This is a genomic window from Kitasatospora sp. NPDC057542, from assembly GCF_042801945.1.
Classification (GTDB): domain Bacteria; phylum Actinomycetota; class Actinomycetes; order Streptomycetales; family Streptomycetaceae; genus Kitasatospora.
Genome location: NZ_JBHVFE010000212.1, coordinates 1 through 14618 on the forward strand (window position 1 = coordinate 1; position 14618 = coordinate 14618).

The 14618-nt window shown below is 71.5% G+C and carries 15 protein-coding genes and 1 tRNA gene; 14 read left to right on the top strand and 2 right to left on the bottom strand.

From position 1 onward, the window contains the following. Nucleotides 1–97: 97 nt before the first annotated feature. From ACFU7Y_RS24720 to ACFU7Y_RS24730, 3 genes are all read left to right on the top strand, one after another. Entirely contained in the window at nucleotides 98–640 is a 543-nt protein-coding gene (locus ACFU7Y_RS24720; RefSeq protein ID WP_380769675.1) for a TetR/AcrR family transcriptional regulator, read from the top strand. 99 nt (nucleotides 641–739) lie between these two features. Further along, nucleotides 740–2185 (top strand): MFS transporter, encoded by a 1446-nt coding sequence (locus ACFU7Y_RS24725; RefSeq protein ID WP_380769672.1) that lies wholly within the window; start codon nucleotides 740–742, stop codon nucleotides 2183–2185. A gap of 94 nt (nucleotides 2186–2279) precedes the next feature. Beyond that, entirely contained in the window at nucleotides 2280–3323 is a 1044-nt protein-coding gene (locus ACFU7Y_RS24730; RefSeq protein ID WP_224278182.1) for a UDP-N-acetylmuramate dehydrogenase, read from the top strand. Here ACFU7Y_RS24730 and ACFU7Y_RS24735 read toward each other — a convergent pair. Both ACFU7Y_RS24735 and ACFU7Y_RS24740 read right to left on the bottom strand, forming a co-directional pair. Continuing rightward, complete coding sequence (locus ACFU7Y_RS24735; RefSeq protein ID WP_380769673.1) at nucleotides 3320–4384, bottom strand: adenosine deaminase; 1065 nt, start codon at nucleotides 4382–4384, stop codon at nucleotides 3320–3322. The genes ACFU7Y_RS24730 and ACFU7Y_RS24735 overlap by 4 nt on opposite strands. A 152-nt stretch (nucleotides 4385–4536) precedes the next feature. Next, nucleotides 4537–5784 (bottom strand): pyridoxal phosphate-dependent aminotransferase, encoded by a 1248-nt coding sequence (locus ACFU7Y_RS24740; RefSeq protein ID WP_224278186.1) that lies wholly within the window; start codon nucleotides 5782–5784, stop codon nucleotides 4537–4539. A gap of 283 nt (nucleotides 5785–6067) precedes the next feature. Here ACFU7Y_RS24740 and ACFU7Y_RS24745 point away from each other — a divergent pair. The 11 genes from ACFU7Y_RS24745 to rplL all read left to right on the top strand — a co-directional run bounded on the left by ACFU7Y_RS24745 (nucleotide 6068) and on the right by rplL (nucleotide 14567). Beyond that, a tRNA-Trp gene (locus ACFU7Y_RS24745) sits at nucleotides 6068–6140 on the top strand. 146 nt (nucleotides 6141–6286) lie between these two features. Then, nucleotides 6287–6616 (top strand): preprotein translocase subunit SecE, encoded by a 330-nt coding sequence (gene secE / locus ACFU7Y_RS24750; RefSeq protein ID WP_224278187.1) that lies wholly within the window; start codon nucleotides 6287–6289, stop codon nucleotides 6614–6616. A gap of 209 nt (nucleotides 6617–6825) precedes the next feature. Continuing rightward, nucleotides 6826–7692, top strand: a complete 867-nt coding sequence (nusG, locus tag ACFU7Y_RS24755; protein WP_224278189.1) for a transcription termination/antitermination protein NusG — start codon at nucleotides 6826–6828, stop codon at nucleotides 7690–7692. Nucleotides 7693–7858: 166 nt separating this feature from the next. Further along, the gene (rplK, locus tag ACFU7Y_RS24760) at nucleotides 7859–8293 is read left to right on the top strand and encodes a 50S ribosomal protein L11 (RefSeq protein ID WP_224278191.1); all 435 of its coding nucleotides are present in this window, start codon (nucleotides 7859–7861) and stop codon (nucleotides 8291–8293) included. A 97-nt stretch (nucleotides 8294–8390) separates the two neighbouring features. Beyond that, nucleotides 8391–9113: a 50S ribosomal protein L1 gene (gene rplA, locus ACFU7Y_RS24765; RefSeq protein WP_218198318.1), complete on the top strand. Its 723-nt coding sequence runs from the start codon at nucleotides 8391–8393 to the stop codon at nucleotides 9111–9113. A 233-nt stretch (nucleotides 9114–9346) separates the two neighbouring features. Then, entirely contained in the window at nucleotides 9347–10129 is a 783-nt protein-coding gene (locus ACFU7Y_RS24770; RefSeq protein WP_224278193.1) for a hypothetical protein, read from the top strand. A 124-nt stretch (nucleotides 10130–10253) separates the two neighbouring features. After that, nucleotides 10254–11114, top strand: coding sequence for a hypothetical protein (locus ACFU7Y_RS24775; protein ID WP_224278195.1), 861 nt, complete (start codon nucleotides 10254–10256; stop codon nucleotides 11112–11114). A gap of 88 nt (nucleotides 11115–11202) precedes the next feature. Next, the gene (locus tag ACFU7Y_RS24780; protein WP_224278197.1) at nucleotides 11203–12120 is read left to right on the top strand and encodes a hypothetical protein; all 918 of its coding nucleotides are present in this window, start codon (nucleotides 11203–11205) and stop codon (nucleotides 12118–12120) included. Nucleotides 12121–12282: 162 nt separating this feature from the next. Further along, nucleotides 12283–13161: a hypothetical protein gene (locus ACFU7Y_RS24785; RefSeq protein WP_380769674.1), complete on the top strand. Its 879-nt coding sequence runs from the start codon at nucleotides 12283–12285 to the stop codon at nucleotides 13159–13161. Nucleotides 13162–13530: 369 nt separating this feature from the next. After that, complete coding sequence (rplJ, locus tag ACFU7Y_RS24790; protein WP_045693068.1) at nucleotides 13531–14094, top strand: 50S ribosomal protein L10; 564 nt, start codon at nucleotides 13531–13533, stop codon at nucleotides 14092–14094. A gap of 89 nt (nucleotides 14095–14183) precedes the next feature. Continuing rightward, on the top strand, nucleotides 14184–14567 hold the full coding sequence (gene rplL, locus ACFU7Y_RS24795; RefSeq protein WP_224278207.1) for a 50S ribosomal protein L7/L12: 384 nt from the start codon (nucleotides 14184–14186) through the stop codon (nucleotides 14565–14567). Nucleotides 14568–14618 lie beyond the last annotated feature (51 nt).

The window sequence follows — 14618 nt, forward strand, 5'->3', positions numbered from 1 at the left end:
GAGTCCGTACCGAACGGATCTCCGGCCGCGGCCGCGGGTCTTGCCTGGATAGTGATCGGCCACTAACTTGGGACTCGTGGCGAAGTCGAGCATCCGGATGAGTGCGGAGGAGCGGCGCGAGAGCGTCGTCCGGGCCGCCCTGACCGAGTTCGCCCGGGGCGGGTACCACGGCACCTCCACCGAGGCGATCGCCCGCCGGGTGGGCGTCTCGCAGCCGTACCTGTTCCGGCTGTTCCCGGGCAAGCAGGCGATCTTCGCCGCGGCCGCCGAGCGCTGCGTGGAGGAGACCTGGCGGGTCTTCGACGAGGCCTCGGCCGGGCTGTCCGGCGAGGAGGCCGCCCAGGCGATGTCCGACGCGTACATGGGCCTGGTCGAGGACCGCGACCAGCTCATGATGCAGATGCAGCTCTACGTCTCGGTCTTCGCGGCCCGGGCGGTCGGCGAGGAGGAGATCGGGGAGACCGCCCGGCGGCTGTGGGAGAGCCTGTTCGACCGGGTCAGGATCCGGATCGGCGGCGACATGAAGGGCGCCACGCAGTTCTTCGCGTACGGGATGCTGATCAACACGCTGGTGGCGCTGGGCTACCCGCCGGACCACCGGATCTGGACCGGCTTCGACGGGTGCGGGGCGCCTGAGTAGACGGGCCGCACGGTGGCGTCCGTGCGGCCCCTTTTCGGCCCATAGAAGTTATTGAGCAATAACTACCTGAAACTGCCTAGAGAAACCTGGGGGGAAGCCATGACGGAGAAACCGGCCATGGGCAGAGCAGCGATCTGGACCCTGGTGATCGTCAGCGCGGCCGGCTTCATGGCCGCACTGGACAACCTGGTGGTCACCACCGCACTGCCGTCGATCCGCGAGGAGCTCGGCGGCGGGCTGTCCGACCTCGAATGGACGGTCAGCGCCTACACCCTGAGCTTCGCGGTGCTGCTGATGTTCGGCGCCGCCCTCGGCGACCGCTTCGGCCGGCGCCGGATCTTCCTGGCCGGCCTGGCGGTCTTCACCGCCGGCTCCGCCGCGGCCGCCCTGTCCCCGGGCATCGGCGAACTGATCGCCGCCCGTGCCCTCCAGGGCACCGGGGCCGCGGTGATGATGCCGCTCACCCTCACCCTGCTCACCACCGCCGTGCCCGAGGGCAAGCGGGGGCTGGCCTTCGGCGTCTGGTCGGGCGTCAGCGGCCTCGCCGTCGCCGCCGGGCCGCTGATCGGCGGCTCGCTGACCGAGCACTTCTCCTGGCAGTGGATCTTCTGGGTGAACGTCCCGGTCGGCCTCGTCCTGCTGCCACTGGCCTTCCTGCGGCTCGGGGAGAGCCGGGGCGCGGACCGGGCCCTGGACGTGCCCGGAACCCTGCTGGTCAGCCTGGGGATGTTCGGGATCGTCCTCGGCCTGATCCGCGGCAACCCGGAGGGCTGGACCAGCCCGCTGGTCCTCGCTGCCCTGATCGCCGGCACGCTGCTGCTGGCCGCCTTCGTCTGGTACGAGCAGCGGGTGGCCGCCCACCCGATGCTGCCGATGCGGCTGTTCCGCAGCCGGGCCTTCTCCGCCGTCAACGCGGCCAGCCTGCTGATGTACCTGGGGATGTTCGGCTCGATCTTCCTGATCAGCCAGTACCTCCAGGGCGTCGGCGGCTTCAGCCCGCAGGAGGCGGGCATCCGGATGCTGCCGTGGACGGCGATGCCGCTGCTGGTCTCGCCGGTCGCGGGCATCGTCTCCGACCGGATCGGCGGCCGGCCGATCGTGGTCGCCGGGCTGGCGCTGCAGGCCGCGGGCCTGGCGCTGTTCGGCCTGGTCGCGGACGGGAGCACCGGCCTCGACTACCTCGCCCTGGTCCCGGCCATCGTGATCTGCGGGATCGGCATGTCGCTGTACTTCGGTCCGACCGCCCAGCTGGTGATGGCCAGTGTCCGGCCGCAGGAGCAGGGGATCGCCTCCGGCGCCAACAACGCGCTGCGCGAGGTCGGCGGGGCGCTCGGGGTGGCCGTGCTCGCGGCGGTGTTCTCGGAGCAGGGCGGCTACCAGTCCGCGCGGGCCTTCACGGACGGGCTGGTGCCCGCGCTGTACGTCGGCGCGGCCGCCGTCGGGCTCGGCGCGCTCGCCGCGGCGTTCATCCCGCGGCGGCGCAAGGCGCTGGTCGCGGCGGTGGGGGAGCGGGCCGGGGAACCGGCCTCGCCCGCGCGGATCTGAGCCACCGCGGCCGAAGCCTCGGGCGCGCGCCCCAGGGTGCGCGCCGCCGGGTGGCAGGGGTGCCGGGGTCCGCGCCACCCGTACGCTGGTGGGCGTGCTGGTAGAAAACGACGCTCCCCTCGCCCTGCTGACCACGCTCCGGCTCGGCGGCCCGGCCCGCCGCCTGGTGACCGCCCACACCGACGACGAGGTGATCGCCGCCGTGCGCGAGGCCGACGCGGCCGGCGAGCCGCTGCTGGTCCTCGGCGGCGGCTCCAACCTGGTGATCGGCGACGCCGGCTTCCCCGGCACCGTGCTGCGGATCGCCACCGAGGGCTTCGCCCTGGACGGCACCGTGCTGGAGGCCGCGGCCGGCGAGACCTGGTCCGAGGTGGTCCGCCGGACGGTGCTGGACCACGACCTGGCGGGCATCGAGTTCCTGGCCGGAATCCCCGGTTCGGTGGGCGCCACCCCGGTGCAGAACGTGGGCGCGTACGGCCAGGAGGTCGCGCAGTCGATCACCGAGGTGGTCGCGTACGACCGCACCGCCGACGAGGTGGTCGTGCTCCCGAACGCCGAGTGCGCGTTCTCCTACCGGCACAGCCGCTTCAAGGCCGAGCCGGACCGCTACGTGGTGCTGCGGGTGCGGTTCCGGCTGGAGGACAACGGCGGGCTCTCCACCCCCGTCCGCTACGCCGAGACCGCCCGGCACCTGGGCGTCGAGCAGGGCGACCGGGTGGCGGTCGGCACGGCCTGGAACGCGGTGCTGCTGCTGCGCGCGGGCAAGGGCATGGTGCTGGACCCGGCGGACCACGACACCTGGTCGGCCGGCTCCTTCTTCACCAACCCGGTGCTCACGGCCGCGCAGTACGAGTCCTTCCGCACCCGCCCGGGCGCCGAGGACGCCCCCGCCTACCCGGCCCCGGAGGGCTGCACCAAGACCTCGGCGGCCTGGCTGATCGACCGGGCGGGCTTCGGCAAGGGCTACGGCAGCGGCCCGGCGACGCTCTCCACCAAGCACACCCTGGCGCTCACCAACCGGGGCTCGGCCACCGCCGACGACCTGCTGGACCTGGCCCGGGAGATCCGGGACGGGGTCCGCGACGCCTTCGGGGTGGAGCTGGTGAACGAGCCGGTGATGGTCGGCGTCAAGCTCTAGACGGGCACGGCGGCCGCGCCCGCGGGGGCGTGGCCGTCCACCAGCCAGGCGTCGATGTCCGCCAGCAGCTCCTTGCGGACGGCCTCCGGCGCGACCGAGCCGCGCACCGACTGCCGCGCCAGCTCGGCGAGCTCGGCGTCGGAGAAGCCCAGCACGTCCCGGACCAGCTCGTACTGGGCGGCCAGCCGGCTGCCGAACAGCAGCGGGTCGTCCGCACCCAGCGCGAGCGGCACCCCGGCGTCGAAGAGCCGGCGCAGCGGGACCTCCTCGGGGTGCTCGTAGACGCCGAGCGAGACGTTGGAGGACGGGCAGACCTCGCAGGTGACCTGCCGGTCCGCCAGCCGCTCCATCAGCCGGGGGTCCTCGGCGGCCCGCACGCCGTGGCCGATCCGGCCGGCGCCCAGGTCGTCCAGGCAGTCCCGGACGGACTCCGGGCCGGACAGCTCGCCGCCGTGCGGGGCCGCCAGCAGCCCGCCCTTGCGGGCGATCGCGAAGGCCCGGTCGAAGTCCCGGGCCAGGCCCCGGCGCTCGTCGTTGGAGAGGCCGAAGCCGACCACCCCGTGGTCGGCGTAGCGGACGGCCAGCCGGGCCAGCGTCCGGGCGTCCATCGGGGACTTCATCCGGTTGGCCGCGACCAGGACCCGGATGCCCACCCCGGTGGCCGAGGCGGCGTGCTCCACCGCGTCCAGGATCAGCTCCAGGGCGGGGATCAGCCCGCCCAGCCGGGGCGCGTACGAGGTCGGGTCGACCTGGATCTCCAGCCAGCGGGAGCCGTCCCGCCGCTCGTCCTCGGCGGTCTCCAGGACCAGCCGGCGGATGTCCTCCTCGTCCCGCAGCACCGAGCGGGCGGTGTCGTACAGCCGCTGGAAGCGGAACCAGCCCCGCTCGTCGGTGGCCCGCAGCCGGGGCGGCTCGCCGGAGCTGAGCGCGTCCGGCAGCCGGACGCCGTGCTTGTCGGCCAGCTCCAGGAGGGTGGCGGGGCGCATCGAGCCGGTGAAGTGCAGGTGCAGGTGGGCCTTCGGGAGGCCCCTGACGTCTCGCGGGTTCAACAGGCGTTCCATTCGCCGATACTGCCGTATACGGGCCCCGAACGGGAACCGCCCTCTTTCCATCCCCCGAAGGGGTGAAAGAGGGCGGTGTGCCGGGTGAATCCCGTACGTCCGATTGACGTCAGTATCGGAACGGCCTCAGCGGCGGGCCTCGGCAAGGGGCCTCAGTCGCGGGCCTCGCCGAGCAGCTTCTGGATCCGGCTGATGCCCTCGACCAGGTCCTCGTCGCCGAGCGCGTAGGAGAACCGCAGGTAGCCCGGGGTGCCGAAGGCCTCACCCGGGACGGCGGCGACCTCGACCTCGTCCAGGATCAGGCTCGCCAGCTCGCCGGAGGTCTGCGGGCGACGGCCGCGGATCTCCTTGCCCAGCAGGCCCTTGACCGACGGGTAGGCGTAGAAGGCGCCCTCGGGCTCGGGGCAGACGACGCCCTCGATCTCGTTGAGCATCCGCACGATGGTCTTGCGGCGGCGGTCGAAGGCGGTGCGCATCTCGTGCACCGCGGACAGGTCGCCGGCCACGGCGGCGATCGCGGCGCGCTGGGCGACGTTGGAGACGTTCGAGGTGGCGTGCGACTGCAGGTTGGTCGCGGCCTTGATCACGTCCTTGGGGGCGATCACCCAGCCCACCCGCCAGCCGGTCATCGCGTAGGTCTTGGCGACACCGTTGACCACGATGCACTTGTCGGCCAGCTCGGGCAGCAGGGTCGGCAGCGAGGTGAACTTCGCGTCGCCGTAGACCAGGTGCTCGTAGATCTCGTCGGTGAGCACCCACAGGCCGTGCTCCAGCGCCCAGCGGCCGATCGCCTCGGCCTCGGCCTCGGTGTACACCGCGCCGGTCGGGTTGGACGGCGAGACGAACAGCACCACCTTGGTGTTCTCGGTGCGGGCGGCCTCCAGCTGCTCGACCGAGACCTTGTAGCCGGTGGTCTCGTCGGCCACGACCTCCACCGGGACACCGCCGGCCAGCTGGATCGACTCCGGGTAGGTGGTCCAGTACGGAGCCGGGACGATGACCTCGTCGCCCGGGTCCAGGATCGCGGCGAAGGCCTCGTAGATCGCCTGCTTGCCGCCGTTGGTGACCAGCACCTGGGAGGCGTCCACCTCGTAGCCGGAGTCGCGCAGCGTCTTGGCGGCGATCGCGGCCTTCAGCTCGGGCAGGCCACCCGCCGGGGTGTAACGGTGGTTCCTCGGGTCGCGGCAGGCCTCGACGGCCGCCTCGACGATGTAGTCCGGCGTGGGGAAGTCGGGCTCGCCGGCACCGAAGCCGATCACCGGACGGCCGGCCGCCTTGAGGGCCTTGGCCTTGGCGTCCACGGCGAGGGTCGCGGACTCGGCGATCGCGCCGATCCGGGCGGAGACCCGGCGGTCGGCGGGGCGGATGGACTGGTCGGGCTGCGGGGTGGAAGCGCTCATGCCTGCATGGTCGCAGAACCCGGACGGACCGGGCAGCGGGGTACCGGCATCCGTACGTTCCCGTCCGGATCGTGGCCCCGGCGATCCGGCGGCGGCGGCCCCGCCGGACCGGACATCCGCCGGGCGACGGGCCGGTCCGGAAGAAGAGGTTCGACCAAACACCCCTCGACCACGTACACTCGCTGCTCGACGGCCCGCCGAAAAGACCGGAGCTTTCACCGCCTGTACAGACAGCGGGGGGAGATGCGGTAGGTTGGTCGCCACCGGAGCCGCGAGGCACCGTAGGGCAATAGCTCAATTGGTAGAGCACCGGTCTCCAAAACCGGCGGTTGGGGGTTCGAGTCCCTCTTGCCCTGCTGCTAGACCCGTTTCAGCCCGTTCGCTCCACAGGAGTGAGCGGGCTTGATGCGGAGATGGCACCGATCAGCACCGCTAGCCGACTGGCCGTGCCCCACCGGGTGCGTGGCGAAGCTCGGCAGGACCCGGATTCAGGTGAGGACGAGTGACGGAGACCACGGGCTCCACCGCAACGCCTGAGAGCGGCAACCCCGAGGGTGCCGACGGCGCTGCCGAGACCACGTCGACCGAGGGGTCGGGCAAGCGCGGCAACCGCGAGAAGAAGTCCGGCAAGCGGGCCAAGAAGGGCCTGTTCGCCCGCATCGGCCTGTTCTACCGCCAGATCATCGCGGAACTGCGCAAGGTCGTCTGGCCGACCCGCGGCGAGCTCACCAGCTACACCGCCGTCGTGGTCACCTTCGTGGTGGTCGTGATGGCCTTCGTGGCCGGCCTGGACTACGGCTTCTCCAAGCTGAGCCTCTGGGTCTTCGGCTGACCGGCCGCCCCACCTCTCGAACAACCTCCCGACCCGGGCCGAATCCTCGGCCCGGGTCGAGCTGTCGGTGCCGGACGTACGCGCGGTTACCGTGGACTCGGTACTGTTGAAGTCTCCGAGGCCTCACCTGGCGCCCGCGCGAGCGGCCGTACGCCGGGCCGGTCGAGGAGCGCGCCACCTTCACCATCTCCAGGAAAGAAGCCGCCACCGTGTCTGAGTCCCCCCTGTACGACGCCGACGAGACCGTCCGCGAGGCGGATGTCGCCGCCGAGCTGGACGCGGCCGAGCTGGCTGACGACACCGAGTCCGCCGAGCAGATCGTGGACGCCGCGGACAGCGACGAGGACGAGGTCGAGGCGTACGACGAGGCCGAGGCCGGCGAGCCCGCCGAGGATGCCGCGCTGCACGTGGAGGGCGACGCCGAGTCCGCCGTCGCCGAGGAGTCCGTCGAGGAGGAGCCGGCCGAGGAGGTCGACCCGGTCGCCAAGTTCCGCGAGGACCTGCGCTTCATGCCGGGCGAGTGGTACGTGATCCACACCTACGCCGGCTACGAGAACCGGGTGAAGCAGAACCTGGAGCAGCGCGCCGTCTCGCTGAACGTCGAGGAGTACATCTTCCAGGCCGAGGTGCCGCAGGAGGAGGTCGTCCAGATCAAGAACGGCGACCGCAAGACCATCCGCCAGAACAAGCTCCCCGGCTACGTCCTGGTGCGCATGGACCTCACCCCCGAGTCCTGGGGCGTCGTGCGCAACACCCCGGGTGTCACCGGCTTCGTCGGCAACGCCTACGACCCGTACCCGCTGACCCTGGACGAGGTCGTCAAGATGCTCGCCCCCGACGTCGAGCGCCAGGCCGCCAAGGAGGCCGGCAAGGCCTCGCCGGTCCGCCCGGTCGAGGTCCAGGTGCTGGACTTCGAGGTCGGCGACTCGGTCACCGTCACCGACGGTCCGTTCGCGACCCTCCAGGCGACCATCAACGAGATCAACCCGGACTCGAAGAAGGTCAAGGGTCTCGTCGAGATCTTCGGCCGCGAGACCCCGGTCGAGCTCTCCTTCGACCAGATCCAGAAGAACTAGTCGTAACGCTCTTCGGATTCGGGGCGGGGCCGCGGGCCCTGCCCCGAATCCGTTTTGGTCCAGCGGCGCGGACGCGTTAGCCTGGTCCGATGTGTGTGCTGGCGGCCGGGTGTCGCCCCGGTTCCGCACGCACCAGCAATCACCTCTCGGAAGGACCCGGAGAGACATGCCTCCCAAGAAGAAGAAGGTCACGGGGCTTATCAAGCTCCAGATCAACGCCGGTGCGGCCAACCCGGCCCCGCCGGTCGGCCCCGCGCTGGGTCAGCACGGCGTCAACATCATGGAGTTCTGCAAGGCCTACAACGCTGCGACCGAGTCGCAGCGCGGCATGATCGTGCCGGTGGAGATCACGGTCTACGAGGACCGTTCCTTCACCTTCATCACGAAGACGCCGCCGGCCGCGCGCCTCATCCTGAAGGCCGCCGGTATCGAGAAGGGCTCCAGCGAGCCGCACAAGACCAAGGTCGCCAAGCTCACCAGCGCCCAGGTCCGCGAGATCGCCACGACCAAGATGCCCGACCTGAACGCCAACGACCTGGACGCCGCGGAGAAGATCATCGCCGGCACCGCCCGGTCGATGGGCATCACCGTCGAGGGCTGATCTCCCCCGTCAGGGACAGATCGGCTCAGCCGTCCCCTGTGGTAGGGCCCGCGCAGGCCCGTGACACCACAACTCCATTCACCATTCAGGAGCAGCCATGAAGCGCAGCAAGGCCCTGAAGGCCGCGGACGCCCAGGTCGACCGCGAGCGCCTTTACGCCCCCCTCGAGGCCGTCCGCCTCGCCAAGGCGACCAGCACCACCAAGTTCGACGGCACCGTTGAGGTCGCCATGCGTCTGGGCGTCGACCCGCGCAAGGCCGACCAGATGGTCCGCAGCACCGTGATCCTCCCGCACGGCACCGGTAAGACCGCTCGGGTCCTGGTCTTCGCGACCGGCGAGCGTGCCGAGGCCGCGCGTGCTGCGGGCGCCGACATCGTCGGTGCCGACGAGCTGATCGACGAGGTCGCGAAGGGCAAGCTGGACTTCGACGCCGTCGTCGCCACCCCGGACCTCATGGGCAAGGTCGGCCGCCTCGGCCGCGTGCTCGGTCCCCGTGGTCTGATGCCGAACCCGAAGACCGGCACCGTGACCCCGGACGTCGCCAAGGCTGTCAACGACATCAAGGGCGGCAAGATCGAGTTCCGCGTCGACAAGCACTCGAACCTGCACTTCATCATCGGTAAGGCCTCCTTCACCGACGAGCAGCTGGTCGAGAACTACGCCGCCGCGCTGGACGAGGTGCTCCGCGCCAAGCCGTCCGCCGCCAAGGGCCGGTACATCAAGAAGACCGCCTTCTCCACCACCATGGGCCCCGGCATCCTGGTCGACCCGAACCGCACCCGCAACCTCCTCGTCGAGGAGGACCCGGCCGCGGTCTGAGCCCCAGTGCTCTAGAGCAGTCCGTACGGCGGGCCCGCACCCCCTTCACCCGGGGGTGCGGGCCCGCCGTCGTTCCCGGAACCGGGACCGGCCGCAACCGGGACCGGGCAGGAACGCCGGTGGGCCGTAACGGTTGCCGGATCGGGACACCGGCGGATGGGAACAGCGGGCCGAACCGTCGTACGCTCTGCCGGTCAGACCATGTGGAGAAGCTGTGACCGCCGGAGTGTGCCGTGCCGCCCGCCCCTCGCCCCACCGTTCTCGTAGCGGCCCTGCTGCTGCTCGCCACCACCACCGGGTGCAGCCTGCTGGCCGCCCCGACCACCGGCACCCCCGGTGGGCCCGCGCCGGTGCCGCCCAAGCAGGTGGTGCTCGCGGCCGCGCAGATGCTGGACGACACCGGCAGTGCCCGGATCGACGTGGTGCAGGAGGGCCCGGGCGGCCGGCGCACCGCGAGCGGCTCACTGGTCTGGGGCGCCTCGGACGAGGCCGCACTGACCGTCACCGACGAGCTGGGCAGCGGGCGGCTGACCGTGAAGGACGGCGCGCTCGACCTCGTCTACCAGGGTGGCGCGGCCAAGCACGCGGAGCGGAGCACCGCCGAGTCGGTCGACCCCGGGGCGGGCCCCGACCCGGAGGGCTTCGCGGGCGGCTGGACGACCGCGCTGATCACCGGCCCGGGCGGCCGGGCGTACGCGGTCGCGCAGAGCGTCAAACTCGGCTCGCTCGGCGGCGAGCAGCTGGCCGGGGTGACCGCGGCGCACTACCAGGGCTCCGCGCCGGTGGTCGAACTGTTCGGCAAGGACGAGGAGTTGAGCCCGCAGCGGCGTGCCGCCACACTGGACTGGTACCGGCAGCACGGGGTGACGGCGATCGGCTACGACGTCTGGGTCGGGCCCGGCATGCAGCTGCTGCGGCTGCGTGAGACGGTCCGGGGGAGTGCGGGAACCACGGTGACCACGACCGATGTCTCGGCTCCCGGGGCGGCGGACGCGACGCCCGCCGCGGGCGGGTGACGGGGAGGGGATATCCGGTGCGTGGGGATGCCGACGATCCGTTAGAGTCCGCCTGAGAAGAACATGAGAAGAGCTGATGATCGGTTCTTCCATGGGGGGATGTAAATCTCACGGGGGTGGTTTCATGCGCGCTCTGCGCCTCGCCTCGACCGTCGCCACGGCGGCCGTCCTGCTCGGTGCGGTCACCGCCTGCGGAAGCAGCGGCGGCAGCGACACCAAGCCCGGTGACACCAAGGGCGGTGACGCCAAGTCCGGTGACGCCAAGGTCGGCGACCCGCTCGCGGCGGCACTGGCCGGGGACCCGAAGGCCGCGCTGGCCGCCTCCGCGGTGGTGATGCAGAAGGCCGGGAACGGCAAGGTCACCATGGTCCCGTCCAACCCCGACAACCCCGGCGGCACCGGCGACGCGGACTGGAAGGACCCGGCCAAGACGGCCGTGGACCTGGCCGGCGACATGGGGGGCAAGAAGCTCCGGATCCGGGTGATCGGCACGGACGCCTACCTCGGCGGCGACGAGGCGGCCACGGCCCTGGGCGGCAAGCGCTGGGTCAAGCTGTCCTCGGACGAGACGGGCGACAGCTTCCGGGCGGCGGGCCAGATGATGAACCCGGTCGTCCTGCTCACCGTCGCGGCTCAGAGCGGAAAGCTCTCCAAGGTGGGCCAGGAGACCGTGGACGGTGTCCAGACCACCCACCTGCGGGCGGAACAGGACACCTCCGCGGTGGTGGCCGGGATGTCGTCGCTCCCGGCGGACCGGCGCCAGGCCGTCCAGAAGGCGCTGGAGGAGGACGGCAAGACCCTCACCATCGACTTCTGGCTGAACGGCAAGCAGGAGCTCGTCCAGTACCAGGAGTACGGCGAGAAGAACGGCAGCAAGGACGCCGTCACCGTCAAGTACGCGAACCTCGGCAAGGCCGCCGCGATCGCGGCGCCGGCCGCCGGCGACCTCGGCAACGAGGCCGACCTGCTCAAGCTGCTCGGCTGATCCCGCCGGACCGTACGCCGAGCCCACCGGCCACAACCGGCTACCACCCCGGGAGCACCTCGCGCCCGGGTTCCTCAAGGGGGGAATCATGGCTGGAACCCGCAACACCGCCGTCGCCGTCGTCCTCGCCGCCCTGGCGCTGACCGCGACCGCGTGCAACAACAACGACGACAAGAGCGCCGCCCCGGCCGCGCCGACCACGGCCGCCGCCACCTCGGCCACCCCGTCGGCCGCCGCCCCGGCCACCGGCGCGAAGCCGGAGAAGGTCAGCCCGGCGGTCTTCCTGGAGCAGGTCACCCAGAAGACCAGCGCGGCCAAGTCGGCGAAGGTCGACGAGCTGATCAAGGTCGGCCAGACGACCATGAAGGGCAAGGGGGCGGTGTCCTGGGCCGACGGCCTGGAGGCCGACCTCACGATGGACCTGTCGGGCTCCCCGATGGCCAAGGTCATGGAGCCGGTGACCGGCGGGCCGAACGTGCGGTACCTGTACACCAAGGACGCGATGTTCATGCGCATGGGCGGGAAGATCGTGCAGGACGGCGGCCCGCAGTGGGTGCGCTACAGCAAGGCCGACCTGGCCAAGGCGTCCGGCGGCTCGACCGACCAGCTCCAGAGCGCCGACCCGGTGCAGGGCGTCCGGACCCTGATCGCCAGCGGAAAGGTCACCGAGGTCGGCCAGGAGACGGTGAACGGCAAGGCCACCACCCACTACACCGGCGTGCTCAGCGCCGCCGACGTGGCCAAGGCCACCAGCCAGGGCATGACCCAGGCGCAGGTCGAGCGGCTCAAGCAGAACCTGGACGCGGCCGGCGTCACCAGCGACCAGATCGACGTCTGGGTCGACGCCGACCAGCTCGTGGTCAAGCGGCGCGAGCAGGCCGAGACCAAGGCCGGGACGATGGACGTCACCGTCAACTACTCGGACTACGGCACCCCGGTGACCGCCACCGCCCCGACGGACTTCATCGACCTCGCCGACATCCAGAAGGCCGGCGCCACCAGCTGATCCGCGCGCCCCCCGGGCGGCGTCCCGCCGCCGGTCCCGGCTCGGCCGACCCGGTGGATACGCCCGCCCGAGGGGGCCGCCGCCGGGCGGACCGGGGACGGGTGGCAGGGTGGCCGGAACGAGGCCGCCGTCGGACGGGGCCGGGCGAGAGGGGAACGGACGATGGCGGGACGGCAGCGGTTGGCGGCAGTGGCCGTCGTCGTCCTGCTGACGAGCGGACTGAGCGGCTGCGGCGGAGGCGGGGAGGCACCCGCCACGCCGTCCGGCAGCCCGACCCCGACCAGCGCCTCGCCGTCCGCCGCCTCCCCGAGCGCCCACGCCAAGCCGACCGACCGCTCGCCGCACGGGGTGCTGCTCTCCGCCCAGCTGGCCATGCAGACCGCCCGCCGGGCCAAGGTCAGCTACCGGCTCGGCGCGGACGCCGGGTCCGGCCCGCTGTTCTGGCAGCCCAAGACCGCGCTCCAGATCAAGCGCTCCACCCCGGCCGAGGCCGAGCAGCTGATCGTCGTGGACACCGTCGCCTACCAGGGCGGGGACACCGCCACCGCGGCCCGGCAGGGCGGGAAGCACTGGGAACGCTTCACCGTCCCGCCGGACGCGGACGGCCACAAGGAGGTCCCGTACGCCGGGCTGATCGACCTGCTGAACCCGGTCGAGGCGCTGACCGCGGCCACCGCCGAGGGGACGGTGCCCGAATTCGTCGGCGAGGAGAAGTTCGAGGACTCGACCGTCGAGCACTACCGGGTCACCACCACCGCCGAGAAGTACGCGGCCGCCCAGACCCAGCTGACCCAGTCCCGCCGGGACGGCCTGCGGGCCGCGCTCGCGCCCGGCGGCTCGCTCTCGCTCACCCTGGACCTCTGGCTCAACGACAAGGACCAGCTGGTCCGGCTCCAGCGCACCGGCAGCGGGGACAGCGGCCAGGCGGACGACTCGGTGCTCTACACCGACCTCGCCGGGGCGCTGCTCTCGGCGCAGGCGCCGGCCGAGACGGACACCGTGGACACCGGCGTCCGGACGGTCTCCCCACTGGCCCGCTGAGCCGTGCCGGGCCGCGCCGAGGGGCCCCGGGTTGCTCTGTCCGAGGGCGATTTGCACCTGACCAGCGGCTCCGGCTAATCTGGCCGAAGCCAAAGACCGCTGGTTGTCGCCGCGCGCCCGTCAGGGAGCCGGTGGCCGAAGGATCTGCGCTTCGTCGCAGGCAGCCCGCGCAGGTGTGTCTGGAGCTTCGACTTCCGGGTCCGCGTTCGCGCGGCCGCCCGTCGAGGTCGTTCCGAGCCCCGTGCCCCTGCGCACCGGGGCTCATTGCGTTTCCGCAGGAGCTTTCCTTCCGTCCGGTCGGTCCACGGCGACCTAGGTCGACTTTCGCGGTCGGCCCGACTTCGACATCACGGAAGGAGGCGTAAGCCTATGGCCAGGCCCGACAAGGCTGCTGCCGTCGCCGAGATCACGGACAAGTTCCGTGGCTCCTCCGCGGCGCTGCTGACCGAGTACCGCGGTCTCTCGGTGAAGCAGGTCAAGACCCTGCGTCGCTCGCTCGGCGACAACGCCGAGTACGCCGTGGTGAAGAACACGCTGACCAAGATCGCGGCCAATGAGGTCGGGATCACGGAGCTCGACGACCTGTTCAACGGTCCGACGGCTGTCGCCTTCGTCACCGGTGACCCGGTGGAGTCGGCGAAGGCTCTGCGTGACTTCGCCAAGGAGAACCCCGCTCTCATCATCAAGGGCGGTGTCCTTGACGGCAAGGCGCTGTCCGCCGATGAGATCAAGAAGCTCGCGGACCTCGAGTCCCGCGAGGTGCTGCTCGCCAAGCTGGCGGGTGCCCTGAAGGCCAAGCAGTCCCAGGCTGCCGCGCTCTTCCAGGCCCTGCCGTCGAAGCTCGTCCGCACCGTGGACGCGCTGCGCGACAAGGTCGAGCAGGGCGGTGCCGGTACGCCGGCTCCCGCCGCCGAGGACGCTGCCGCCGAGTAATTCGGCAGGCTCACGCCTCGCTGCGGGCCCGTGCCCGCCCAACCCGTACATCCGGCACCACCTGCCGATTTAGTGGAAGGACGCCAATCATGGCGAAGCTGACCCAGGACGAGCTGCTCGCGCAGTTCGAGGAGCTCACCCTCATCGAGCTGGCCGCCTTCGTGAAGGCCTTCGAGGAGAAGTTCGACGTCACCGCTGCTGCTCCGGTCGCCGTTGCCGCCGCCGGCGTTGCCGGCCCGGCCGCCGAGGCCGTTGAGGAGCAGGACGAGTTCGACGTCATCCTCGAGGCCGCTGGCGACAAGAAGATCCAGGTCATCAAGGAGGTGCGCACCCTGACCTCCCTCGGCCTGAAGGAGGCCAAGGACCTCGTTGACACCGCTGGTGCCAAGGTCCTGGAGAAGGTTGCCAAGGACGTTGCCGAGAAGGCCAAGGCTGCCCTCGAGGGCGCCGGCGCCAAGGTCACCGTCAAGTGATCTCGCGCCCCCTCTGAGGGGGCGTACGGCCGGGCCGACCACCCTTGCGGG

Coding starts and splice junctions, on each gene's coding strand:
- ACFU7Y_RS24720 (WP_380769675.1), top strand. CDS start 98: ATGAGTGCGGAGGAGCGGCGCGAGAGCGTCGTCCGGGCCGCCCTGACC.
- ACFU7Y_RS24725 (WP_380769672.1), top strand. CDS start 740: ATGACGGAGAAACCGGCCATGGGCAGAGCAGCGATCTGGACCCTGGTG.
- ACFU7Y_RS24735 (WP_380769673.1), bottom strand. CDS start 4,384: ATGGAACGCCTGTTGAACCCGCGAGACGTCAGGGGCCTCCCGAAGGCC.
- ACFU7Y_RS24740 (WP_224278186.1), bottom strand. CDS start 5,784: ATGAGCGCTTCCACCCCGCAGCCCGACCAGTCCATCCGCCCCGCCGAC.
- rplK (WP_224278191.1), top strand. CDS start 7,859: ATGCCTCCCAAGAAGAAGAAGGTCACGGGGCTTATCAAGCTCCAGATC.
- rplA (WP_218198318.1), top strand. CDS start 8,391: ATGAAGCGCAGCAAGGCCCTGAAGGCCGCGGACGCCCAGGTCGACCGC.
- ACFU7Y_RS24775 (WP_224278195.1), top strand. CDS start 10,254: ATGCGCGCTCTGCGCCTCGCCTCGACCGTCGCCACGGCGGCCGTCCTG.
- ACFU7Y_RS24780 (WP_224278197.1), top strand. CDS start 11,203: ATGGCTGGAACCCGCAACACCGCCGTCGCCGTCGTCCTCGCCGCCCTG.
- ACFU7Y_RS24785 (WP_380769674.1), top strand. CDS start 12,283: ATGGCGGGACGGCAGCGGTTGGCGGCAGTGGCCGTCGTCGTCCTGCTG.
- rplJ (WP_045693068.1), top strand. CDS start 13,531: ATGGCCAGGCCCGACAAGGCTGCTGCCGTCGCCGAGATCACGGACAAG.
- rplL (WP_224278207.1), top strand. CDS start 14,184: ATGGCGAAGCTGACCCAGGACGAGCTGCTCGCGCAGTTCGAGGAGCTC.